General features: G+C 45.3%; 20 protein-coding genes, 4 tRNA genes and 2 pseudogenes. 21 read left to right on the top strand and 5 right to left on the bottom strand.

What is annotated here, in order from left to right; translation table 11 throughout:
* Positions 1-18: 18 nt before the first annotated feature.
* The 3 genes from ACQXR1_RS15235 to ACQXR1_RS15225 form a co-directional block, all read right to left on the bottom strand.
* Positions 19-2,082 (bottom strand): glycosyltransferase family 39 protein, encoded by a 2,064-nt coding sequence (locus tag ACQXR1_RS15235; protein ID WP_430772432.1) that lies wholly within the window; start codon positions 2,080-2,082, stop codon positions 19-21.
* A 105-nt stretch (positions 2,083-2,187) separates the two neighbouring features.
* Complete coding sequence (locus ACQXR1_RS15230; RefSeq protein ID WP_147772774.1) at positions 2,188-3,396, bottom strand: CynX/NimT family MFS transporter; 1,209 nt, start codon at positions 3,394-3,396, stop codon at positions 2,188-2,190.
* Between the two features lie 72 nt (positions 3,397-3,468).
* Positions 3,469-3,609 carry a YycC family protein gene (locus ACQXR1_RS15225; RefSeq protein ID WP_003242786.1) on the bottom strand — a complete coding sequence of 47 codons (141 nt, stop codon included), beginning with the start codon at positions 3,607-3,609 and terminating at the stop codon, positions 3,469-3,471.
* Between the two features lie 120 nt (positions 3,610-3,729).
* On the opposite strand from ACQXR1_RS15225, the gene ACQXR1_RS15220 reads away from it, so the two are divergent.
* On the top strand, positions 3,730-3,933 hold the full coding sequence (locus tag ACQXR1_RS15220) for a hypothetical protein (RefSeq protein ID WP_014666096.1): 204 nt from the start codon (positions 3,730-3,732) through the stop codon (positions 3,931-3,933).
* Between the two features lie 47 nt (positions 3,934-3,980).
* Here the strand turns inward: ACQXR1_RS15220 and ACQXR1_RS15215 are convergent, their stop codons facing one another.
* Positions 3,981-4,181: a DUF2188 domain-containing protein gene (locus tag ACQXR1_RS15215; protein WP_014666095.1), complete on the bottom strand. Its 201-nt coding sequence runs from the start codon at positions 4,179-4,181 to the stop codon at positions 3,981-3,983.
* 169 nt (positions 4,182-4,350) lie between these two features.
* On the opposite strand from ACQXR1_RS15215, the gene dnaB reads away from it, so the two are divergent.
* The 15 genes and pseudogenes from dnaB to ACQXR1_RS15140 all read left to right on the top strand — a co-directional run.
* Positions 4,351-5,715, top strand: coding sequence for a replicative DNA helicase (gene dnaB, locus ACQXR1_RS15210; protein ID WP_003226923.1), 1,365 nt, complete (start codon positions 4,351-4,353; stop codon positions 5,713-5,715).
* 120 nt (positions 5,716-5,835) lie between these two features.
* Positions 5,836-6,255 carry a VOC family protein gene (locus ACQXR1_RS15205; protein WP_304592354.1) on the top strand — a complete coding sequence of 140 codons (420 nt, stop codon included), beginning with the start codon at positions 5,836-5,838 and terminating at the stop codon, positions 6,253-6,255.
* Between the two features lie 205 nt (positions 6,256-6,460).
* The gene (gene purA / locus ACQXR1_RS15200; RefSeq protein ID WP_014666093.1) at positions 6,461-7,753 is read left to right on the top strand and encodes an adenylosuccinate synthase; all 1,293 of its coding nucleotides are present in this window, start codon (positions 6,461-6,463) and stop codon (positions 7,751-7,753) included.
* Between the two features lie 224 nt (positions 7,754-7,977).
* Positions 7,978-8,053 (top strand) — tRNA-Lys (locus ACQXR1_RS15195).
* Between the two features lie 9 nt (positions 8,054-8,062).
* Positions 8,063-8,134: transfer RNA gene (locus ACQXR1_RS15190), tRNA-Glu, on the top strand.
* An 81-nt stretch (positions 8,135-8,215) separates the two neighbouring features.
* Positions 8,216-8,292: transfer RNA gene (locus ACQXR1_RS15185), tRNA-Asp, on the top strand.
* A 35-nt stretch (positions 8,293-8,327) separates the two neighbouring features.
* Positions 8,328-8,400, top strand: a tRNA-Phe gene (locus ACQXR1_RS15180).
* Between the two features lie 383 nt (positions 8,401-8,783).
* A complete protein-coding gene (gene walR / locus ACQXR1_RS15175; RefSeq protein ID WP_003244363.1) occupies positions 8,784-9,491 on the top strand; it encodes a cell wall metabolism DNA-binding response regulator WalR in 708 nt (235 codons plus the stop codon).
* A gap of 7 nt (positions 9,492-9,498) precedes the next feature.
* Complete coding sequence (gene walK / locus ACQXR1_RS15170) at positions 9,499-11,334, top strand: cell wall metabolism sensor histidine kinase WalK (protein WP_014666092.1); 1,836 nt, start codon at positions 9,499-9,501, stop codon at positions 11,332-11,334.
* Positions 11,324-12,691, top strand: a complete 1,368-nt coding sequence (walH, locus tag ACQXR1_RS15165) for a WalRK two-component regulatory system regulator WalH (protein WP_014666091.1) — start codon at positions 11,324-11,326, stop codon at positions 12,689-12,691. The genes walK and walH overlap by 11 nt, the downstream gene beginning before the upstream one ends.
* A complete protein-coding gene (gene walI, locus ACQXR1_RS15160; RefSeq protein ID WP_014666090.1) occupies positions 12,678-13,520 on the top strand; it encodes a WalRK two-component regulatory system regulator WalI in 843 nt (280 codons plus the stop codon). The genes walH and walI overlap by 14 nt, the downstream gene beginning before the upstream one ends.
* Positions 13,521-13,541: 21 nt before the next feature.
* Positions 13,542-14,336, top strand: coding sequence for an MBL fold metallo-hydrolase (locus ACQXR1_RS15155; protein ID WP_003226939.1), 795 nt, complete (start codon positions 13,542-13,544; stop codon positions 14,334-14,336).
* Between the two features lie 81 nt (positions 14,337-14,417).
* The gene (gene htrC / locus ACQXR1_RS15150) at positions 14,418-15,620 is read left to right on the top strand and encodes a serine protease HtrC (RefSeq protein ID WP_430772431.1); all 1,203 of its coding nucleotides are present in this window, start codon (positions 14,418-14,420) and stop codon (positions 15,618-15,620) included.
* Between the two features lie 19 nt (positions 15,621-15,639).
* Positions 15,640-15,769 (top strand): annotated as a pseudogene (locus ACQXR1_RS15145) (hypothetical protein).
* Between the two features lie 18 nt (positions 15,770-15,787).
* A pseudogene (locus ACQXR1_RS15140) lies at positions 15,788-15,949 on the top strand (ATP-binding protein); the annotation flags it as partial.
* Here the strand turns inward: ACQXR1_RS15140 and rocR are convergent.
* A complete protein-coding gene (rocR, locus tag ACQXR1_RS15135) occupies positions 15,931-17,316 on the bottom strand; it encodes an arginine utilization regulatory protein RocR (protein WP_430772430.1) in 1,386 nt (461 codons plus the stop codon). The pseudogene ACQXR1_RS15140 and the gene rocR overlap by 19 nt on opposite strands.
* 230 nt (positions 17,317-17,546) lie before the next feature.
* On the opposite strand from rocR, the gene ACQXR1_RS15130 reads away from it, so the two are divergent.
* The 5 genes from ACQXR1_RS15130 to rocF all read left to right on the top strand — a co-directional run bounded on the left by ACQXR1_RS15130 (position 17,547) and on the right by rocF (position 22,494).
* Entirely contained in the window at positions 17,547-17,831 is a 285-nt protein-coding gene (locus tag ACQXR1_RS15130; RefSeq protein WP_015715052.1) for an autorepressor SdpR family transcription factor, read from the top strand.
* A complete protein-coding gene (locus ACQXR1_RS15125) occupies positions 17,831-18,463 on the top strand; it encodes an SdpI family protein (protein ID WP_085185985.1) in 633 nt (210 codons plus the stop codon). The genes ACQXR1_RS15130 and ACQXR1_RS15125 overlap by 1 nt, the downstream gene beginning before the upstream one ends.
* A gap of 235 nt (positions 18,464-18,698) precedes the next feature.
* Positions 18,699-19,904 carry an ornithine aminotransferase gene (gene rocD / locus ACQXR1_RS15120; RefSeq protein WP_205440442.1) on the top strand — a complete coding sequence of 402 codons (1,206 nt, stop codon included), beginning with the start codon at positions 18,699-18,701 and terminating at the stop codon, positions 19,902-19,904.
* Between the two features lie 222 nt (positions 19,905-20,126).
* Entirely contained in the window at positions 20,127-21,530 is a 1,404-nt protein-coding gene (locus ACQXR1_RS15115) for an amino acid permease (protein WP_014666081.1), read from the top strand.
* A gap of 73 nt (positions 21,531-21,603) precedes the next feature.
* Positions 21,604-22,494, top strand: coding sequence for an arginase (gene rocF / locus ACQXR1_RS15110; RefSeq protein WP_003226959.1), 891 nt, complete (start codon positions 21,604-21,606; stop codon positions 22,492-22,494).
* Positions 22,495-22,688: the final 194 nt, after the last annotated feature.

The following is a 22,688-nucleotide window of genomic DNA, read 5'->3' as shown; positions in this document are numbered from 1 at the left end:
TTGATCCAAGCCTCTTTTTTATTCCACGAGATAAAGAGTTTGCTGGCTTTCTCCGCCAGGTCCTCCTCTCATCATGCCTTGCTGAGTGCTGTTTGTGCTGTTGGAGGAACTGCTGTACTCTTCAGACGATATTTCTTTTCCGTTTTTCTTAATCCAGGAAACAAGTTCGCTGTTGCCTGAGTTGTTTTCTGAGAGAAGAAAGTATTTCACTTTGCCTTCTTTGATTAGTTTTTTCAGTTCGGACACAGTCAGAATGGGATCCGTGCCATTAAACCCACCCATTGCCATAACAGACTCATTTTCGTTAATGATGTATGGTGCAGCTGTTACGGTTGTCAAAGTGGCAAATAAATATTCTTCGCCAGTATTGTGCTTTCTCAGATAGGACAGGAGCCCGCTGTCGACCTCTGAAGAGAACATGTTCCCGCCGTTTGCCGAGCTTTTGAGCTGCGGGCCGGATTCAGGAAGGACGCTGTTGCCTCCGTATAGAAGCGGCGTTGCTGACCAATAGACTGGTGTGAGCAGCAGAATGCACAAGCTGAGGATGGTCAGCTGCTTACTGAACGGATGATTGCGTTTAAGCATCAGAAGTGCAAGGGTGATCCCGAGTCCTAAGAGTCCCAGTACGTACATCCATACACTGCCGATTTGGCTTGTATAAGCACTCAGGATATACACCTGGAACGCGGCTGTGATCAGAACGGCTGCTGGCAGAAGATAGCTGGACCAGTCTTTATTGTTTTGGTATAAGCGGTACATCGAATGCCAGCCGATGCCAGAAAGCGCGGCAATCGGCGGTGCCAGCATAATCAAGTAATACTGGTGAAAGAATCCCGCGATGCTGAAGAAACCAGCCACAGGAACGAGCCATGCCGTCCAGAATAGCGTTTCTTTCATTTCAGCAGCCTGTCCGCGGCGATTACGATACCAGCTGACGATTCCGCCTAGCAATCCGATCAATGCGAATGGAAGCATCCAGCTGATTTGACCGGAAAGTGCCGATTGGAAGAGACGGAGCGGTCCAGCATCACCGGTGCCGAACATATTCATGCTTTTTCCGCCGCCACCGCCGTGCCCTCCATTTCCAGGTCCGTTGCCGCCTGGGGGAGGTGTGCCTCCGCCTCCATTGGAAGCGCCGGTTTGTCCGTTAGGCGGCTGAGGCGCCTGTGAGTGGTTTCCGAATGATTGATTTCCGTTCTGAGAAAAAGATGAACCGTTGCCATTTGGCGCTTGCATGTTGTCTTGATTCTGCATGTTCCCTCCGCCAGCAGCATTCATATCACCCTTTGCCAGGCCCGTAGTTTGTCCAAGCAGTCGCTCGGTGCCGTTGTAGCCAAAGGCCAGTTCTAACACGGAGTTGGTCTGGCTGCTCCCGACATAAGGCCGGCTGGAGGGTGAGGTCGAATCCACTGCAACCGCCCATGAGAGTGAGAGGCCTGTGAGAAGGACAAGAGATAGAATCAGAGACCCAATTTTTTTCTTCAGAGCAACCCGGGAAGCAATCAGGTAGAATATCACAAATGCAGGCAAGACCATAAATGCTTGCATCATCTTCATATTAAAGGCGAGCCCAATTAGGGCAAATGCCGTCAGCAGCCAAACCAGCTTGCCTTGTTTTACTGCCTTAAGCAGGCAAGCTGAACCGAGCAATAAGGTAAAGACAAGCATGCTGTCAATATTGTTTGTCCGGCTGACAGCTGCTGCGATAGGGGTCAGTGCCATGACAAGTGCGGCAATGCGGGCCGCTCCAACTCCAAAAGTCGGCTTAATCATTCTGTAGAGAAGGAACACGGATCCAACTCCGGCGAGAGCCTGAGGAAGGATCACACTCCACGTGTGAACGCCGAAAATCAGTGCGAAAATCGTTTGAACCCATAACACAACAGGCGGCTTATCCACTGTGACAAATCCGGAAGGGTCAAATGACGCATAGAAGAAATTGTGGAAGCTTTGCGTCATGCTTTTCACAGCAGCCAAATAGTACTGGTTCGCTGTGTCATCCTGCCAAATGTTATACATATTCAGAAAAGCTGCTGTAAGCAAAATAAGAATAAGAGCTGCGTCGAATCGTTTGGTTTTCATCGTTTTTCACCTCTTTATAGTGTCTCATTGTAAAAAACAAATATGAAAAACCTGTGAATAAATCATAAATATTCAAAGAAAAAAGCGGGGATATCTTCCCCGCTTTTATGCTGAATTTCTTTGTTTTGCTGACTGAAAAATGTATCGATCTCGTCCGGCTCCCTGTCCGGCTGCCCCCATTATGATCAGGGCAGCAATGAGAAGCACGATCGGCATCGTCCATGAATGCGTCTGGTCAAAGAGATAGCCGACAAAGATTGGCCCGACTGCTGCCAGCAGGTAGCCGAATGACTGAGACATGCCTGAAAGCGCAGCGGCCTGCTGGGCATTTTCACTGCGGAGGCCAATCAAAGTGAGCGCCAGACTAATGCTGGAGCCTTGCCCGATACCGATAATGATCATCCAGATGGCAAGCAATGTATGGCTGCCGCCCGCTAATAATCCGCAGAGGCCGATCAAATAAACTGAGGCCAGCGCTGCAACGATACCGCGCTGCTGTTTCACACGATCAGCTAAAACCGGTGTCAGAAAAGTGGAAGGCAGACTCGCAAATTGCATGAGTGATACCATCCACCCGGCTGTTGCCGTATCAATCCCGTGTGAACGGAGAATTTCAGGAAACCAAGCGATGCTGCTGTAAAATAAAAACGATTGCAGTCCCATAAAGATGGTGACATACCATGCCATTTTGGAAGCCCAAATGGAACTGTTTTGAAGCTTCACTGCCTTGTTTGCTGTATCCCGATGGCGCAGCTGGGGTATCCAGATCAGCAATGCAAGTAAAGCCAGCCCGCCCCATAAGAGAAAGGCTTGTTTCCATCCGCCATCCATCTGGGTCGCTAAAGGAACACTGACACCTGATGCCAACGCAGCGAATATATTCATTGATGTCGTATACAGGCTGATCATGAGCCCTGGCTTTTCAGGGTATTTATGTTTGATTAAGCTTGGCAAAAGTACATTTCCAATCGCAATCCCGACTCCGATTAATGCCGTTCCAAAAAACAAAGCGGCAGTATAGCCGGTAGAACGAGTCAAAACACCGATCAACAGTACCACGAGACCTAGCCATAAGGTTCGCTCATTTCCGAGGCGCTGTCCGAGCTTAGGCGCAAGCGGAGAAAGAACTGCAAATGAAAGCAGCGGCAGTGCGGTCAAAAACCCGGCTGCCCCATTTGACATGTGCAGCTCTGCCCGGATAGAGCTGATGACCGGACCGACTGAAGTGATCGCGGGCCGTAAGTTAAAGGCGATAAAGATAATGCCGGCGATCAGCCAAAATGATTGGATTTTTTTATTTTGTGGATGTGGCAAAGCAGTTACTCCTTTTTTCTAACATATACATCATATTATCCCGAAACAGGTAAGCAAGTATGTGAATGAAGGCTATGATTTGTCCTCTTTTTGCAATTCAGCCATTTTGGCCAGCAGAATATGCTGAGGCATATGCATGATCTGTTCAAGCGGCAGATTCAAGGACTCTGCAAGCTTTTGTGCAGTTTCAGCAGAAATTTGCAAAGGTCTCACAAAAGATCCCTCCTCTCTTCTGTCCATTGTACAAGAATCAAATGTGAAATGTAAGAAGATGTAACAAAGGAATAGAGCAATCGAAAAATGCCCGTTATAAATGAGGTAAGGAGGGCTCTTATGCACGCACCGTTGTCCTTATTAAAACAAATGCTGAAGGAACACCAAATAGACACTGAAAAAGCTGTCACATTCGAAGAATACTTAGCAGTGAGGCTAAAGCTTCAGGAGCTGATGGGAAAATTTGCTTCGCTCGAGGAGTGGGATCTGTATCAAAAAGCGGCAGATTTGATGATGGACATAGGCATCCAATGGATGAAATAAACCGATAACCGCTAAAAAACCCTCGCTGCAGCGAAGGCTTTCATTCACTAAAATGAGAGTTCCTCTTCCACATTTTTAAACTGGTCATAAATGACAAGCTTTGCCGGACTGTTTTCCTTAGCCACCTGTTTGGCCTTTTCAATAGCGGCGTCTTTAGACGTATACAAAGCTGTCGGCGCCACATTCTCCACCTCAATAAACCAGCCATCCGCATCAACATTCGGTGTAATCGCGTATTTTTTAATCATTTTTCATTCCTCCCTTATGTTTTATTGCATTTTTCCCGCCTTGTTACTGTCCAAAACGATTCAATCTGCTAACTGAAAAAAACAGGAAACAGACAATTTTTCTATTTTTTTTCTGTAGAAATGGTAGAATGGAGGTTGGAGATTTTTTAATGAGAGGACGGTGCTTAGCATGACAGACCTTCTGAATGATCGGCTTCCTCCGCAAAATATAGAAGCCGAACAAGCCGTGTTAGGCGCTATTTTTTTACAGCCGTCTGCTTTAACACTGGCTTCAGAAGTATTGATTCCAGATGATTTTTATAGAATGTCCCACCAAAAAATCTATAATGCGATGCTGGTGCTCGGTGACCGAGGTGAGCCGGTTGATCTGGTGACGGTAACTTCAGAGCTTGCGAACACAGACCTGCTGGAAGAAGTAGGCGGCATTTCATATCTGACAGATATCGCAAACTCGGTGCCGACAGCGGCTAACATAGAATATTACGCGAAAATCGTTGAGGAAAAATCGATTCTTCGCCGATTAATCAGAACCGCGACAACGATTGCTCAAGACGGGTATACCCGTGAAGATGAGGTCGAGGATTTACTCAGTGAAGCGGAAAAAACGATTATGGAAGTGGCACAGCGCAAAAATACGAGTGCCTTCCAAAACATTAAGGACGTCCTTGTCCAAACCTATGATAATATCGAACAGCTTCACAATCGAAAAGGGGATATCACAGGGATTCCAACAGGTTTTACGGAGCTTGACCGGATGACTGCGGGTTTCCAGCGCAACGACTTGATCATTGTGGCTGCCCGTCCGTCAGTGGGGAAAACAGCCTTTGCCCTGAACATCGCACAAAACGTGGCGACCAAGACCGATGAGAGCGTAGCGATTTTCAGTCTTGAGATGGGTGCAGAGCAGCTCGTTATGCGTATGCTCTGTGCCGAGGGAAATATCAATGCCCAGAATCTCCGTACCGGGAACCTGACTGAAGAGGATTGGGGCAAGCTGACGATGGCAATGGGAAGCCTGTCGAACAGCGGAATTTACATCGATGATACACCGGGGATTCGGGTAAGTGAAATCCGCGCCAAGTGCCGCCGCTTGAAGCAGGAAAGCGGGCTTGGCATGATTTTGATCGATTACCTGCAATTGATTCAGGGAAGCGGCCGTTCAAAGGACAACCGTCAGCAGGAAGTATCAGAAATTTCCCGTGAACTGAAGTCGATTGCCAGGGAGCTGCAAGTCCCTGTTATCGCGCTTTCTCAGCTTTCCCGGGGTGTTGAGCAGCGTCAGGATAAACGTCCGATGATGTCTGATATCCGGGAATCAGGAAGTATCGAGCAGGACGCGGATATTGTCGCGTTCCTTTATCGTGATGACTACTATGACAAAGAAACCGAGAATAAAAATATCATCGAAATCATTATCGCTAAACAGCGTAACGGCCCGGTAGGAACCGTGTCTCTTGCGTTCGTAAAAGAATACAACAAATTCGTCAACCTGGAACGACGTTTTGATGACGCAGGCGTTCCGCCCGGCGCATAAACCCCAAGAGCTGCTCTTGGGGTTTTTTTCGTTCGAAAGACGGAAGAAATACCGTCCGCTCAGCGGATGAAAATTTGAAAGCGTTTTAATAAAATGGTGCAAAAAGGAGATGGTATCAATATGGGAAACCGTTTTTCATCTTTTCACGCAGCACAAATCCGAATTGCGCGTCCTACGGGCCAGCTTGATGAGATTGTTCGTTTTTACGAAGAGGGACTGGGTTTGAAACGAATAGGAGAATTTTCACAGCATAACGGGTATGACGGTGTCATGTTCGGCCTTCCTCATGCCGATTATCATTTGGAATTCACTCAGTATGAAGGGGAAAGCAATGCCCCCGTTCCCCATCCCGACAGCCTCCTTGTTTTTTATGTGCCGAATGCAGAGGAACTGGCAGCGGTCACTTCAAAGCTAAAACACATGGGCTATCGAGAGGTTGAATCAGAGAATCCGTACTGGAGCAATGGGGGCGTGACGATAGAGGACCCGGACGGCTGGCGGGTTGTTTTTATGAATTCAAAAGGAATATCAGGCAAGTAATTCTTTTTCATGCTAAAGGATGAAAGTTTCACAAGCTTTTTATGACAAAATGGTGAGAAAACGCTTATAAAACGAATGAAAGCGAACGAATATAGATTTACAATAATTTAATGTTCGGATTTGCAATTGACTTTCTGTTTCTTCACTGATAAACTTGATTTGTTTGAATAGAATCGTTTTGAAAGGTTAACGGAGGTGCACGGACATGTCTTCAGTAGTTGTAGTAGGTACGCAATGGGGCGATGAAGGAAAAGGTAAAATCACAGATTTCCTATCAGAAAATGCAGAAGTGATCGCCCGTTATCAAGGCGGAAATAACGCAGGGCATACAATCAAGTTTGACGGAATCACATACAAACTTCACTTAATCCCTTCTGGAATTTTTTATAAGGATAAAACGTGTGTCATCGGAAACGGAATGGTTGTAGATCCGAAAGCATTAGTCACAGAGCTTGCGTATCTTCATGAACGCAACGTCAGTACAGATAACCTGAGAATCAGCAACAGAGCTCACGTCATTCTGCCGTATCATTTGAAATTGGATGAAGTGGAAGAAGAGCGTAAAGGGGCTAACAAGATCGGTACAACGAAAAAAGGAATCGGCCCTGCTTACATGGATAAAGCAGCCCGCATCGGAATTCGCATCGCGGATCTGTTAGACCGTGACGCGTTTGCGGAAAAGCTTGAACGCAATCTCGAAGAAAAAAACCGTCTGCTTGAGAAAATGTACGAGACAGAAGGGTTTAAAATTGAGGATATCTTAGACGAATATTATGAGTACGGCCAGCAGATCAAACAATACGTTTGCGATACATCTGTTGTTTTAAACGATGCTCTTGATGAAGGGCGCCGTGTATTATTTGAAGGCGCACAAGGGGTTATGCTTGATATCGACCAAGGAACATACCCGTTTGTTACGTCATCTAACCCGGTTGCCGGCGGTGTCACGATCGGTTCTGGTGTCGGCCCGACCAAAATTCAGCACGTTGTCGGTGTATCAAAAGCATATACGACTCGTGTCGGAGACGGTCCTTTCCCGACTGAGCTGAAAGATGAAATCGGTGATCAAATCCGTGAAGTCGGACGCGAATATGGAACAACAACAGGCCGCCCGCGCCGCGTCGGCTGGTTTGACAGCGTCGTTGTCCGCCACGCCCGCCGTGTGAGCGGAATTACAGATCTTTCTCTGAACTCAATTGACGTCTTAACAGGAATTGAAACGTTGAAAATCTGTGTGGCGTACCGCTACAAAGGCGAAATCATTGAAGAATTCCCAGCAAGTCTTAAAGCACTTGCTGAATGTGAGCCGGTTTATGAAGAAATGCCAGGCTGGACTGAGGATATTACAGGTGCGAAGAGCTTGAGCGAGCTTCCGGAAAATGCGCGCCATTATCTTGAGCGTGTGTCTCAGCTAACAGGCATTCCGCTTTCTATTTTCTCTGTCGGTCCAGACCGTTCACAAACAAATGTCCTTCGCAGTGTATACCGTGCGAACTAAATAGAATATGCCTGCAAGCCCCTATATCAGGGGCTTGTTTTTTGTTTGAAACCCGCATATAAGTTGGTCTGAGAAAAAAATATGAAAAAAAACCAAAAAAGTTATTGCCACTTCTATTTGTTCGTGATATTATAAATCTCGTTGTTACGGAAACTGCTTCAATAGAGTACGAGATAAGAACTAGATCTAAGTCGTTTGCTCTATAGAAATTCTGACATCTTTAAGAGCCATTAGCTCAGTTGGTAGAGCATCTGACTTTTAATCAGAGGGTCGAAGGTTCGAGTCCTTCATGGCTCACCATTTCGTGAAGGCCCGTTGGTCAAGCGGTTAAGACACCGCCCTTTCACGGCGGTAACACGGGTTCGAATCCCGTACGGGTCATTGATTTACTTTAGCGTTATTGCTAAATTCCTTATTTGTCTGTGAGAGCTGACACGACAGCTCTCCGGGCAATTACTGTAAGGTCCGGTAGTTCAGTTGGTTAGAATGCCTGCCTGTCACGCAGGAGGTCGCGGGTTCGAGTCCCGTCCGGACCGCCATTTTACTTTACTTAGTAGAGAAAAATAAAACATTTGGCTCGGTAGCTCAGTTGGTAGAGCAACGGACTGAAAATCCGTGTGTCGGCGGTTCGATTCCGTCCCGAGCCACTTACCAAACGCATCTGCAATCGTAGGTGCGTTTTTTCTTTTAGGAAAAAGGCAAACATGAGGAATGTTATAATAGAAGAAAAAGGGAGAACCGGCCCTGCGGCCGGTTCAAAGAAGAAGACGTCATTGATAAAGACGCACTCCGGTGAGGGGAGGTTTCAATAAAGTTATCTTTTTTAAAAAAAGTTGACCAGCATGACAAAAGATAAACAATGGGCGATAAAGGTGAAATGTGTGTTTTTTTTCTAAACCTTTATTTTTTTTATCTTTTGACCTTAAACCGTTATAATAGACAAGGACCCATTCTTTACATGGGCCTTAAGTGATGAAACGAATGTGATATAGATGAAATGAAGTCATTCGGCAGGAGGAAAATCAAAATGATGGATAAAAAGATCCTTGTAGTAGATGATGAAAAACCGATTGCAGATATATTGGAATTTAACTTAAGAAAAGAAGGCTATGAGGTGCACTGTGCCCACGACGGAAACGAAGCCGTTGAAATGGTAGAAGAGCTTCAGCCTGATTTAATTCTTTTAGATATTATGCTACCTAATAAAGACGGCGTTGAAGTATGCCGTGAAGTCAGAAAGAAATACGATATGCCAATCATTATGCTGACGGCTAAGGATTCAGAAATTGACAAGGTTATCGGACTCGAAATCGGTGCTGATGACTATGTCACAAAACCATTCAGCACACGCGAGCTTCTGGCGCGTGTAAAAGCGAATCTGCGCCGCCAGCTGACAACAGCGCCTGCGGAGGAAGAGCCTTCCTCTAACGAGATTCATATCGGCTCTCTCGTCATCTTCCCTGACGCGTACGTTGTATCAAAACGAGATGAAACAATCGAATTGACTCATCGTGAGTTCGAATTGCTTCATTATTTAGCAAAACATATCGGACAAGTGATGACCCGTGAACACTTGCTTCAAACCGTTTGGGGCTATGATTACTTCGGCGATGTCAGAACGGTTGACGTAACAGTCCGCCGGCTTCGTGAAAAAATTGAGGACAACCCGAGCCATCCAAATTGGATCGTCACACGCCGCGGTGTAGGTTATTACTTGAGAAACCCAGAACAGGACTAATGCCCATATGAATAAGGTTGGTTTTTTTCGGTCGATCCAATTTAAGATTACCTTGATTTATGTGCTTTTGATCATCATTGCTATGCAAATCATTGGTGTGTATTTTGTCAATCAGGTAGAGAAGTCGCTGATCAGCTCTTATGAACAATCGCTGAATCAGCGAATCGACAACCTTTCTTATTATATCGAACAAGAATATAAGAGCGATAACGACAGCACTGTCATAAAGGATGACGTCAGCCGTATCCTGAGTGATTTCACGAAAAGTGATGAGGTTCGGGAAATTAGTTTTGTAGATAAAAGCTATGAAGTGGTCGGTTCTTCAAAGCCGTATGGTGAAGAAGTGGCAGGGAAACAAACGACCGATCTGATTTTTAAGAGGATTTTTTCCACCAAACAGTCGTATTTAAGAAAATATTATGATCCGAAAAGCAAAATCAGAGTTCTTATTTCCGCGAAGCCCGTCATGACTGAAAACCAAGAGGTTGTCGGCGCGATCTATGTTGTCGCGAGTATGGAAGATGTCTTTAATCAAATGAAGACAATCAACACGATACTAGCGTCCGGCACAGGTTTGGCACTCGTTTTGACGGCTCTTCTCGGTATTTTTCTGGCAAGAACCATTACCCACCCGCTTTCAGATATGCGAAAGCAGGCGATGGAGCTTGCGAAGGGGAATTTCTCGAGGAAGGTTAAAAAGTACGGGCATGATGAAATTGGTCAGCTCGCCACAACGTTTAACCACTTAACGAGAGAACTTGAAGATGCTCAGGCGATGACTGAAGGGGAACGAAGAAAGCTAGCCTCTGTTATTGCCTATATGACAGACGGCGTTATCGCCACAAATCGAAACGGAGCGATTATTCTCTTAAACAGCCCGGCGCTGGAGCTGTTGAACGTTTCACGTGAAACAGCCTTAGAAATGCCGATTACGAGTTTGCTGGGGCTTCAAGAGAATTATACTTTTGAAGATTTGGTGGAGCAGCAGGATTCTATGCTGCTTGAAATTGAGCGCGATGATCAATTAACGGTGCTTCGCGTGAATTTCTCTGTGATTCAAAGGGAACACGGCAAAATTGATGGTTTAATCGCTGTCATTTATGATGTAACCGAACAAGAGAAAATGGATCAGGAACGCAGAGAATTCGTTGCGAATGTATCACATGAGCTGCGGACGCCCCTCACGACAATGCGCAGCTATTTAGAAGCGTTAGCTGAAGGCGCGTGGGAAAATAAAGACATTGCTCCGCGCTTCTTGATGGTGACGCAAAATGAAACAGAGCGTATGATCCGGCTTGTCAATGATTTGCTTCAGCTGTCGAAATTTGACAGTAAGGATTATCAATTTAACCGGGAATGGATTCAGATTGTCCGGTTTATGTCGCTTATTATTGACCGTTTTGAAATGACAAAAGAGCAGCATGTGGAGTTTATCCGCAATCTGCCGGACAGAAATCTGTACGTCGAGATTGACCAGGATAAAATTACGCAGGTGCTCGATAATATTATTTCTAACGCATTAAAATACTCACCCGAAGGCGGACATGTCACGTTCTCGATTGATGTCAATGAAGAGGAAGAACTGCTCTATATCAGCGTGAAGGATGAAGGGATCGGCATTCCGAAAAAAGATGTCGAAAAAGTCTTTGACCGCTTCTACAGGGTGGATAAAGCGAGAACGAGAAAGCTCGGCGGCACCGGCCTGGGGTTGGCGATTGCCAAGGAAATGGTACAGGCGCACGGCGGAGATATTTGGGCGGACAGCATAGAAGGAAAAGGCACGACGATTACATTTACTCTTCCATATAAAGAGGAGCAAGAGGATGATTGGGATGAAGCGTGAAAATATAAAAACGATATTACTTACCGTACTCGTCGTCATCAGTCTTGTTTTTACATGGGGGATATGGACGTTCCAGCCAAACTTTTCTGAAGGCTCATCCTCAACAGAGTCTACCGTGCGTGAGAAACATAAAATCGAAAAAACGACCCAAAAGCTGTCTGAAACGGTAAGGCCGAGAGACATGTTTATCCATGATGACGGCGCTCATTACAAAGTGGATGACAATGCCCTCTATGAAGAAATCTGGTCTGACTTGCCGCATTGGGATGTAAAAGGAATTAAAGATATTTCGGATCAGTATGACAAGTCTGGATTCAAGAGCTGGTTTTATGGTATAGGCGGTTCTGAGGCCAAGCTTGATTTGCAATTCAGCGATACGATCCCGATTGATATTTTCCAAACGCTGTTTAAATGGTCTAATCAGTCGTTTGAATACAGTTCGTTTGATCATATTCTGATCCCGTTCAATGAAACAAAAGCGAACAAGAAAATCTATTTGGTGTCTTACAGCAAACAGCTCATTCTTGAAGTGACGGTTGAGTCGGCAAACTACCGGAACATTATGAACGACTTGAAAAACAGGCAATCAAATATGCCGGCGTTCAGTTTGTTCTCCATTGGCTCAAAGAAAGAGTTCTTGCTGCCAAACAAACCGCTTACGATGGACAAAAAAGAATTTGTCACTGAATCGATTAAAACAAATACCTTTAAACAGGCTTTGTTTAGCGATCCGAGCATTGTAAGGGAAGATTCGAATTACAACAACAGAAATGTACTGACAGATGGGATCAGCCGTTTAGATGTGAATCTTAGCCAGCGCCAGGTGCAATTCCAGCAGCGCAATTTGGTGCAGAGCACATCCTATCAAACGGGAGAATTAATCAAAAAGAGCCAAAAATACCTTGAGGATACCGGAAGCTGGACGGATCACTATCAATTTTTCAGTATCAATGACAGCCAGCAGCTGAGCTTCTATATCTTTATGGATCAGCTCCCGGTCATTAACAGCACCACCAAACCTTTCGGAGCAACATCGGCGATTACGGTGCAATGGGCGAATGATGACATTCTCAGCTATAAGCGGCCGAATTACAGTCTCGGAACGAATCCGATTAAAACAAGTGAAACAGAGCTGATGAGCGGCAGTGAAGTGAAGATGCTGCTTTCGAGACAAACCGCTTATGATACGGACAAAATTGATCAGATCTTCCTTGCTTATCAATTGGTATCCACATCAACCAACGATGATCCTCTCGTTGAACTGGAACCGGTTTGGGCGATGAAAGTAAATGGAAAAATTGTGCCGATTACAAAGGACTTATTGAAAAAGGAGGAGGCTAACAGTGGAGTGGAATAAGACAAAATCAATCTTCATCGTTGCCTTCCTCATTTTAGATATTTTCTTAGGCTATCAGTTTTTTCAAAAATGGCAGGCTACCGGCAAGGAATATGAAGTCATTAAAAATGATGTCGAGCACGACATGAGGGCCGATCATATCACGTATGAAGGCTTGAATAAGGAAGCGACAGAAGGCTATCGGATCACAGCAAATCAAAAAGCCTTCACCAAGGAGGAAATTGAGGCGCTGAAGGATCAAAAGCCTTTGATGGACATGCCTAGTGATGATCATAAAGTAACGAGCCTGAAAATGAAGTTTGCAAATCCAATCGCCCTGTCAAAGAAGAATATCGAAGACGATGCGCAGGCACTTGTTTCTTCGAAGATTCAAGATGGCGAAAAATATAAGCTTTGGAAGGTTGATAAATCGAAGAAAGAAATTATTTTCTTCCAAACGTACGAAGGCCATTATATTTACCAAAAGACCGATAATCCCTCTAATATGATCGGGCAAGTGGTATTGCACTTAAACGGTAAAAACGAGGTTGTGTCGTACGACCAGACAACGCTTGAGACCTTCAAGCAAATCCAGAAAGAAAGCTTAATTACTGAAATGGATGCGGTTGAGCTGTTGTACTATCAAAATCAATTAAAAGAATACAGCACTGTGAAGAGCTGTAAATTCGGCTATGTAGCACAATATCCGCTGACAAGTACGCAGGTGCTGGCGCCGGTATGGAGAATTACAGTCGAGTACGATAAAAAAGTGAACGGCGAGAAAAAGACAGTACAAGAGTATTTTACTGTGAATGCTTTGGAGAGTACGATTTTAGATACAGATCAATGAAAATAATGGAGTGAGACAGACATGAGCTTGCAATTTAGCGTACTTGCGAGCGGGAGTACGGGAAATGCGTTTTACCTTGAAACAGAGGATCACGCATTTTTAGTGGATGCCGGTTTGAGCGGGAAAGCGATGGACGGGCTGATGGCGCAGATCGGGCGTAAGCTGGATGATGTAGACGGCATTTTTGTGACGCATGAGCATAGTGACCATATTAAGGGCCTTGGTGTGGTCGCCAGAAAGTACAAGCTTCCGATCTATGCGAATGAGAAGACTTGGAAAGCGATGGAGAATCAAATCGGGAAAATTGACACCGATCAAAAGTTTGTATTTCCGATGGAAACAGTGAAGTCGTTCGGCGGACTTGATGTTGAATCATTTGGCGTTTCCCACGATGCGGCCGAGCCGATGTTTTATGTATTCCATTATAACGGCCGAAAGCTCGCGTTAATGACAGATACGGGATATGTCAGCGACCGGATGAAAGGCATTATCCGTTCAGCGAATGTGTTTGTGTTTGAAAGCAATCATGATGTCGGCATGCTGCAAATGGGAAGATACCCGTGGAGCATTAAGCGGCGGATTTTAAGTGACGTCGGGCACGTTTCAAATGAAGATGCTGCCTTGGCGATGACGGATGTCATTGGCGATGAGACGTCTCGTATTTACCTGGCGCACTTAAGCCAGGACAACAACATGAAGGAGCTGGCAAGGATGTCTGTACAGCAGACATTGGCTTCTAAAGGATTTGTGACGGGTGAGACATTTGACTTATACGACACCGATCCGAAGAAGGCCACTCCGCTTTGCGCTGTATAATTTTTCTATGTAAATCATGACTATTCTAGGAGTTTCTAACCCACAATATAACCATATTAACGTTCTTGGAAAGGATGGAATATGGTGGATTACGAACGTGAGGAAGAACATACTACTCCTGAACAGCCAAAGAGAAGCAAAAAAGGATATTTTCTTTCAAGTCTGATCGGCGTGATTGTCGGTGCCGTATTAATGGCGTTTATCATGCCGTACCTTTCAAATGAAGGGCTAGATACAGGCGCTTTAGATCAGCAGCAGAACAACAACGGCCGGGAATCAATCAGGACGGTGAATGTCAGTGTCAATAATACGGTCACCAAGATTGTCAGCAATGTGTCGCCCGCCGTTGTCGGTGTTGTCAACATCCAAAAATCAGATATACGGGGAGAGAGCGGCGAGGCTGGGAGCGGCTCTGGCGTCATCTATAAGAAAAATGACCATACCGCTTATGTCGTGACCAACCATCATGTCATCGAAGGCGCTTCCCAAATTGAAATCAGCTTGAAAGACGGCTCACGTGTATCAGCTGATCTTGTCGGCAGCGACCAGCTGATGGACCTTGCCGTTTTACGGGTGAAAAGCGATAAGATTAAAGCAGTCGCCGATTTCGGAAATTCAGATAAAGTGAAGTCTGGGGAGCCGGTTATTGCGATCGGGAACCCGTTAGGCCTTGAGTTTGCTGGCTCTGTCACACAAGGCGTCATCTCGGGTACGGAGAGGGCGATCCCAGTGGATTCAAACGGTGACGGACAGCCTGATTGGAACGCAGAAGTCCTGCAAACAGATGCGGCCATTAACCCTGGGAACAGCGGCGGCGCTTTGTTAAATATGGATGGGAAGGTCATTGGCATCAATTCAATGAAAATTGCCGAGTCAGCAGTTGAAGGGATTGGCCTGTCCATTCCGTCTAAGCTCGTGATCCCTGTGATAGAGGATTTAGAGAGATACGGAAAGGTCAAACGCCCGTTCCTTGGCATTGAGATGAAATCCTTAAGCGATATCGCAAGCTATCATTGGGATGAAACATTAAAGCTTCCTAAGAACGTCACCAATGGAGCGGTTGTGATGGGCGTAGACGCCTTTTCACCTGCCGGAAAAGCAGGACTGAAGGAACTCGATGTCATCACGGAATTTGACGGATACAAAGTAAATGATATTGTTGATCTGCGAAAACGGCTTTATCAGAAAAAAGTCGGTGATCGGGTGAAGGTGAGGTTTTACCGCAGCGGAAAAGAAAAATCTGTTGACATCAAGCTGTCGTCCGCAGACCAATTAGGAAGTTAATCAAACAGTCTGGCATCGTTTGCCAGGCTGTTTTGATATGCAAAAAAACTGAACGGGGGTCACGCCCGTTCAGTTGAAAAGGATATATCGAATATGAAGAAAAATACAAGATGGATGTTACACGTGAAACAGCAGTAAATGACTGTTAGCTGCAAATACCTTCATTTTCAGCATTCTCCCGAAAATATGGAGGTTCGGGATTAGGCCTTGCCATAACGAAATCGATTATCGACAGCCACAATGGGACGATTGACGTGAAAAGTGAAATCGGCAGAGGCACTGTTGTTCTGATCAGGCTTCCTGCCCCGGATTATTCGTTAGACGAGTGAGAAAATTTCTTCAGCCGATATTGGAGGCTTTGTCTGCTGATGCCAAGATCCTGAGCAGCTTTCGAGATGTTATGGCCGTGTTTTCTTAACACGTTCTCTATCACATATTTTTCGAAGCTTTCCATTTTTTCTTTTAAGTCCGCGGCTGGCTGGTGTCTTGGTGTTTCCGGCTCTGGGATGTCAGCCGGCTTGATTTTCATGCGGTATTGATAGGGCAGATGGGAGGCTGTAATCGTTTGCTCGTCCGTCATGAAATTCATGGCGCCTTCGATCATATGCTCAAGCTCACGAATATTTCCCGGCCAGTCATAAGAAAGAAAAAATTGCTTCACGTCTTCGCTGATGTGTTCAACATTCATTTGGAACAGATGGTTGTTTTTCTGAATGAACTCCGACGCGAGAAGCAAAATGTCTTCTTTTCGTTCCCGAAGCGGCGGGATGATCAGCGTCACGACACTCAGCCTGTAATACAAGTCCTTCCTCATCCGTTCGCCGGCAATCGCGTCAATTGGGTCTTCATTCATCGTAGCAATAATACGTACATCAATCGGAGTATCCTTTGTTGAACCGATACGCCTGATTTTCCGTTCTTGAAGGGCGCGCAGCAGCTTTGCCTGAAGGCTGAGATTCAGCGAATTGATTTCATCTAACAGCAGCGTGCCGCCATGGGCTTGTTCAAACAGGCCGGGCTGGTCGACAGCGCCGGTAAACGCGCCTTTTTTCGTCCCAAACAAAATGCTTTCCACAAGGCTGTCTGGCAGTGCCGCGCAGTTTTGCGAAATAAACGGGCCGCCTGAACGATCGCTGCCATTATGAATACTTTGCGCGAACAGCTCTTTTCCCGTGCCGGTTTCACCTGCGAGAAGGACAGATGATGACGTGCGGGTTGCCCGCTTGGCGTTTTCGATGACGTCTTGAATGGCCGCGCTGGTGCCGAGGATGCTGTCAAACGTATAGGTGGTGCTGCCCTTTTTGTTCATATTCTCCCTAATCAGCCGTTCCAGCTTTGTCACATCCTTGGCAATTTCAACGGCGCCCTTGATTTTGCTGTCCTGGACGATGGGATAGGTATGATTGATCGTCGTGATTTCCTGGCCCTTATTATTGAAGTAGCTCTGCTTCACATTTTTAATCGTCTTGCCTTCCTGGAGAGCCTGTACCAGCGTACTGTCCTGCTGTTTTGAAAACATAAACACATCCATCAGGTTTTTATTCAGGACGTCATGCTTCTCCATATCTTCAATCTGCATCATTTTATTGTTATAAACGATCGTGTTACCATGCTCGTCCACTACGTGCAGGCCAACATCGATTTCATCTAAAATGCTCTGAAAAACCAATGTGAGAAATTCGCTGTCCTTGACCACTGTATGAACCTCCCTCAATTATTTTCTTAATATTGCTTCTATTTTATAAAAAAACGGAGAGGATATGCAAAAGAATTTTGCACTTAGGATTTGTATTACAGTTAATCCTAATATCGTTTTATCGTAAAGGAAGGAAATACTGGTGTTATATATTGACTGGAAAAATAAAATGTTTTATTATTTAGGTAAATATCTAAATCCTAATGTTTACCAAAGGGGGGGAGAATTATTTGAATAAGGCTTTTAAAGCTCTGGCCGATCCTACAAGGAGAAGGATTTTGGATTTGTTAAAACAACAAGATTTAACAGCCGGGCAAATTGCTGACCAATTTGATATGTCAAAACCTAGTATTTCTCATCACTTAAATATTTTAAAGAACACTGATTTAGTACGAGACCAAAAAAAGGGACAATTTATTATTTATTCTTTAAATACTACTGTACTTCAAGATCTTATTGGCTGGTTTTTTTCCCTTACAGATACAGACCATGACAAGAAGGAAGGTGGAGAATGATGAAAAAATATTTCTTTGCACTAATTATGATAGCCTTAACAATTTTAGCTTGGGTTATAACATATTCACACTTACCTAATGAATTGGCAACACACTGGGGTATAAGTGGTGAAGCAGATGACTTTTCAAAGAAACCTACGGCCATAGCAACGTTGGTAGGTATAATGATAGTACAATATATTCTTATGGTGCTTATTCCTAAAATTGATCCCCGACGAAACTATCCGACCTTTACTCGTGCATACTTATCTATTTTTAATACCATGTTTCTCGTCTTATTTCTCATTAATTTGATTACAATATTGACGGGGCTGGGTATTAAACTTCCTATTCCATATTTAGGTTCATTTATTCTTGGAGCTATATTTATGGTTTTTGGTAATTTTATTCAGCAGGTTAGACCGAATTTTTTCTTGGGAATTAGAACTCCTTGGACATTAAGCAGTGAAAATGTATGGAGGCTTACACATAGATTGAGTTCAAGAATATTTGTTCTAGCCGGAATCATTATTGTTTTAACTGCATTTATTCCTGAGTCTTTTACCGAGCCGATTATTTTTATAGCGGCAATAGGTAGTATACTCTTATCCGTATTCGCATCTTATTTCATATATCAAAAAGAGCTGCACTAAGGACTAAAAGGCGTAATCGCCATTCAGATTATGCCTTTTTATTTTTATGCTTTTGAACCGCAAAAGAATTTTGCCCTCTTACTGAAATTTTTGCTCGAAATATCAGAATGTTTTTGCACCTTGTCCTCGAAAATTGTAGAAAACACACGAATTCTTGATTTGGCACAGAACTTGCATTTATATAAAGGGAAAGCAGGATAACATGTTGAAACAGAAAACAAGGGGGAATTCAAATATGCCAGCTTTATCTAAATCCAAAGAAATTATTGATCAGACGTCTCATTATGGAGCCAACAATTATCATCCGCTCCCGATTGTCATTTCTGAAGCGCTGGGTGCTTGGGTAAAGGACCCGGAAGGCAATGAATATATGGATATGCTGAGTGCTTACTCTGCGGTAAACCAGGGTCACAGACACCCGAAAATCATTCAGGCATTGAAGGATCAGGCTGATAAAATTACTCTCACGTCACGCGCGTTTCACAACGATCAGCTTGGGCCGTTTTACGAAAAAACAGCTAAGCTGACAGGCAAAGAGATGATTCTGCCGATGAATACAGGAGCCGAAGCGGTTGAATCTGCGGTGAAAGCGGCGAGACGCTGGGCGTATGAAGTGAAAGGCGTAGCAGACAATCAAGCGGAAATTATCGCGTGTGTTGGGAACTTCCACGGCCGCACGATGCTGGCGGTATCTCTTTCTTCTGAAGAGGAATATAAACGAGGATTCGGCCCGATGCTTCCGGGGATCAAACTCATTCCTTACGGCGATGTGGAAGCGCTTCGACAGGCCATTACGCCGAATACAGCGGCATTCTTGTTTGAACCGATTCAAGGCGAAGCGGGCATTGTCATTCCGCCTGAAGGATTTTTACAGGAAGCGGCGGCGATTTGTAAGGAAGAGAATGTCTTGTTTATTGCGGATGAAATTCAAACGGGTCTCGGACGTACAGGCAAGACGTTTGCCTGTGACTGGGACGGCATTGTTCCGGATATGTATATCTTGGGCAAAGCGCTTGGCGGCGGTGTGTTCCCGATCTCATGCATTGCGGCGGACCGCGAGATCTTAGGCGTGTTTAACCCGGGATCACACGGCTCCACATTTGGCGGAAACCCGCTTGCATGTGCAGTGTCTATCGCTTCATTAGAAGTGCTGGAGGATGAAAAGCTGGCGGATCGTTCTCTTGAGCTTGGCGAATACTTTAAAAGCGAACTTGAGAGCATTGACAGCCCTATCATTAAAGAAGTCCGTGGCAGAGGGCTGTTTATCGGTGTGGAATTGACAGAAGCGGCACGTCCGTATTGTGAGCGTTTGAAGGAAGAAGGGCTTTTATGCAAGGAAACGCATGATACTGTTATTCGTTTTGCACCGCCATTAATCATTTCCAAAAAGGATTTGGATTGGGCGATAGAGAAAATCAAGCACGTGTTGCAAAACGCATAAACCCGCACCATGAAGGGATATTCACTTCGTTTGTATAAATTTACAACAGAAAAATCAGCACTCCCTATTTGCTCAGCTACAGTATTTTAGTATAATGTATCTTTATGAGAAGAAGTGAATTTTATATTAAATAGATAGAGGCTCTTTGGACAGCAAACTGGGATAGCACCATGCAGATGTTCCAGCTTAGATCCAATACAAGTTGCTGAAGGGGTGCAGAATGTGAATACAAACCAAGATAACGGAAATCAGCTCCAGCGGACAATGAAATCACGCCATTTGTTCATGATTTCATTGGGCGGAGTGATCGGAACCGGTTTCTTCCTTGGAACCGGGTTTACCATTAACCAAGCGGGACCGCTCGGCGCGGTTCTGTCCTATTTAGTGGGCGGCTTTATCATGTTTTTGACCATGCTCTGCTTAGGAGAGCTGGCAGTCGCCTTTCCTGTATCGGGGTCCTTCCAGACCTATGCGACAAAATTTATCAGCCCGGCCTTCGGATTTGCGTTCGGCTGGCTGTACTGGCTCGGCTGGGCGGTTACATGCGCCATTGAATTCTTATCAGCGGGGCAGCTGATGCAACGCTGGTTTCCGCATATAGACGTGTGGATCTGGTGTCTGGTCTTTGCAGCTCTGATGTTTATTCTAAATGCGATCACCACAAAAGCCTTTGCGGAATCTGAATTCTGGTTCTCAGGCATTAAAATTTTGATTATCCTTTTATTTATTATTCTCGGCGGAGCCGCCATGTTTGGCCTGATTGATCTGAAGGGCGGAGAGCATGCGCCGTTTTTGACGCATTTTTATGAAGACGGGTTATTTCCGAACGGCATAAAGGCAATGCTGATTACGATGATTACCGTGAACTTTGCGTTCCAGGGAACTGAGCTGATCGGGGTTGCGGCCGGAGAAAGTGAAGACCCTGAAAAAACGATTCCGAGGTCGATCAAACAGACAGTTTGGAGAACGCTTGTATTTTTTGTTCTTTCCATCGTTGTCATTGCCGGCATGATTCCGTGGAAACAGGCGGGAGTCGTGGAAAGTCCGTTTGTTGCCGTATTTGAGCAAATTGGAATCCCATATGCTGCTGATATCATGAACTTTGTTATTTTAATCGCACTGTTATCTGTTGCGAATTCAGGTTTATACGCATCAACACGTATCCTGTACGCGATGGCGAATGAAGGACAGGCCTTTAAAGCGCTCGGCAAAACAAATCAGCGCGGTGTACCGATGTATGCGTTAATCGTAACGATGGCTGTGGCTTGCCTATCACTTCTGACAAAGTTTGCGCAGGCTGAAACCGTATATATGGTGCTGTTATCATTGGCGGGCATGAGCGCGCAGGTCGGCTGGATTACGATTTCGCTTTCTCAAATCATGTTCAGACGCAAATATATCCGCGAAGGCGGCAAGACAGAAGATCTGAAATTCAAAACACCGCTGTATCCGGTGCTTCCGCTGATCGGTCTGACGTTAAATACAGTCGTGCTTATCAGCCTCGCATTTGATCCGGAGCAGCGTATCGCGCTGTATTGCGGCGTACCGTTTATGATCATTTGCTACATCATTTATCATGTCGTCATTAAAAAACGCCAGCAGGCAAATCGTCAGCTAGAGCTTTAAAAACGTTGTCCGCAAGTCATCTTTGTTAGAACCCGCATAGGACATTATCTTAAATGTTGAGGTGGAATCACAGATGGATAAAACGATTTCGGTTATTGGAATGCCAATGGATTTAGGACAAGCACGACGCGGAGTGGATATGGGCCCGAGTGCCATCCGCTACGCTCATCTGATTGAGCGGCTGTCAGACATGGGGTATACGGTTGAAGATCTCGGTGACATTCCGATCAACCGCGAAAAGATCAAAAATGACGAGGAATTGAAAAACCTGAATTCTGTTTTGGCGGGAAATGAAAAACTCGCACAAAAGGTCAACAAAGTCATCGAAGAGAAAAAATTCCCGCTTGTCCTGGGCGGTGACCACAGTATTGCGATCGGCACGCTGGCAGGCACAGCAAAGCATTACGATAATCTCGGCGTCATCTGGTATGACGCGCACGGCGACTTGAATACACTTGAAACTTCACCATCCGGCAATATTCACGGCATGCCGCTCGCGGTCAGCCTCGGCATTGGCCACGAGTCACTGGTTAACCTTGAAGGCTATGCGCCTAAAATCAAACCGGAAAACGTCGTTATCATTGGCGCCCGGTCACTTGATGAAGGGGAGCGCAAGTACATTAAGGAAAGCGGCATGAAGGTGTATACGATGCACGAAATCGACCGTCTTGGTATGACAAAGGTCATTGAAGAAACCCTTGATTATTTATCAGCATGTGATGGCGTCCATCTGAGCCTAGATCTGGACGGACTTGATCCGAACGACGCACCGGGTGTCGGAACCCCTGTCGTCGGCGGCATCAGCTACCGGGAGAGCCATCTGGCTATGGAAATGCTGTATGACGCAGGCATTATTACCTCAGCCGAATTCGTTGAGGTTAACCCGATCCTTGATCACAAAAACAAAACGGGCAAAACAGCAGTAGAGCTCGTAGAATCTCTGCTAGGGAAGAAGCTCCTGTAATAAGAAAACCCCCGTATCCCGCGGGGGTTTCAGCGTGTCGACAAACCCTCGCATTCGTTGTCAGGCCTGCGCTTCGGTGCTCACGAATTCCAAACATTCGCTGCGCTCCAATGCTCGTTCTTCCTAGACTTCAAGGGTTTTCAATCACGCTGAAAAGATGAAAGAATCCTAAAACTACAAACCGTTTTAGGATT

The organism is Bacillus sp. ATD, assembly GCF_050585765.1.
GTDB classification, from domain to species: domain Bacteria; phylum Bacillota; class Bacilli; order Bacillales; family Bacillaceae; genus Bacillus; species Bacillus stercoris.
This window is presented reverse-complemented; position numbering and strand designations above follow the sequence as displayed.

Coding starts and splice junctions, on each gene's coding strand:
- ACQXR1_RS15235 (WP_430772432.1), bottom strand. CDS start 2,082: ATGAAAACCAAACGATTCGACGCAGCTCTTATTCTTATTTTGCTTACA.
- walH (WP_014666091.1), top strand. CDS start 11,324: ATGAAGCGTGAAAATATAAAAACGATATTACTTACCGTACTCGTCGTC.
- ACQXR1_RS15215 (WP_014666095.1), bottom strand. CDS start 4,181: ATGATTAAAAAATACGCGATTACACCGAATGTTGATGCGGATGGCTGG.
- walK (WP_014666092.1), top strand. CDS start 9,499: ATGAATAAGGTTGGTTTTTTTCGGTCGATCCAATTTAAGATTACCTTG.
- ACQXR1_RS15155 (WP_003226939.1), top strand. CDS start 13,542: ATGAGCTTGCAATTTAGCGTACTTGCGAGCGGGAGTACGGGAAATGCG.
- purA (WP_014666093.1), top strand. CDS start 6,461: ATGTCTTCAGTAGTTGTAGTAGGTACGCAATGGGGCGATGAAGGAAAA.
- walR (WP_003244363.1), top strand. CDS start 8,784: ATGGATAAAAAGATCCTTGTAGTAGATGATGAAAAACCGATTGCAGAT.
- ACQXR1_RS15205 (WP_304592354.1), top strand. CDS start 5,836: ATGGGAAACCGTTTTTCATCTTTTCACGCAGCACAAATCCGAATTGCG.
- ACQXR1_RS15125 (WP_085185985.1), top strand. CDS start 17,831: ATGAAAAAATATTTCTTTGCACTAATTATGATAGCCTTAACAATTTTA.
- rocD (WP_205440442.1), top strand. CDS start 18,699: ATGCCAGCTTTATCTAAATCCAAAGAAATTATTGATCAGACGTCTCAT.
- ACQXR1_RS15220 (WP_014666096.1), top strand. CDS start 3,730: ATGCACGCACCGTTGTCCTTATTAAAACAAATGCTGAAGGAACACCAA.
- htrC (WP_430772431.1), top strand. CDS start 14,418: ATGGTGGATTACGAACGTGAGGAAGAACATACTACTCCTGAACAGCCA.
- dnaB (WP_003226923.1), top strand. CDS start 4,351: ATGACAGACCTTCTGAATGATCGGCTTCCTCCGCAAAATATAGAAGCC.
- rocF (WP_003226959.1), top strand. CDS start 21,604: ATGGATAAAACGATTTCGGTTATTGGAATGCCAATGGATTTAGGACAA.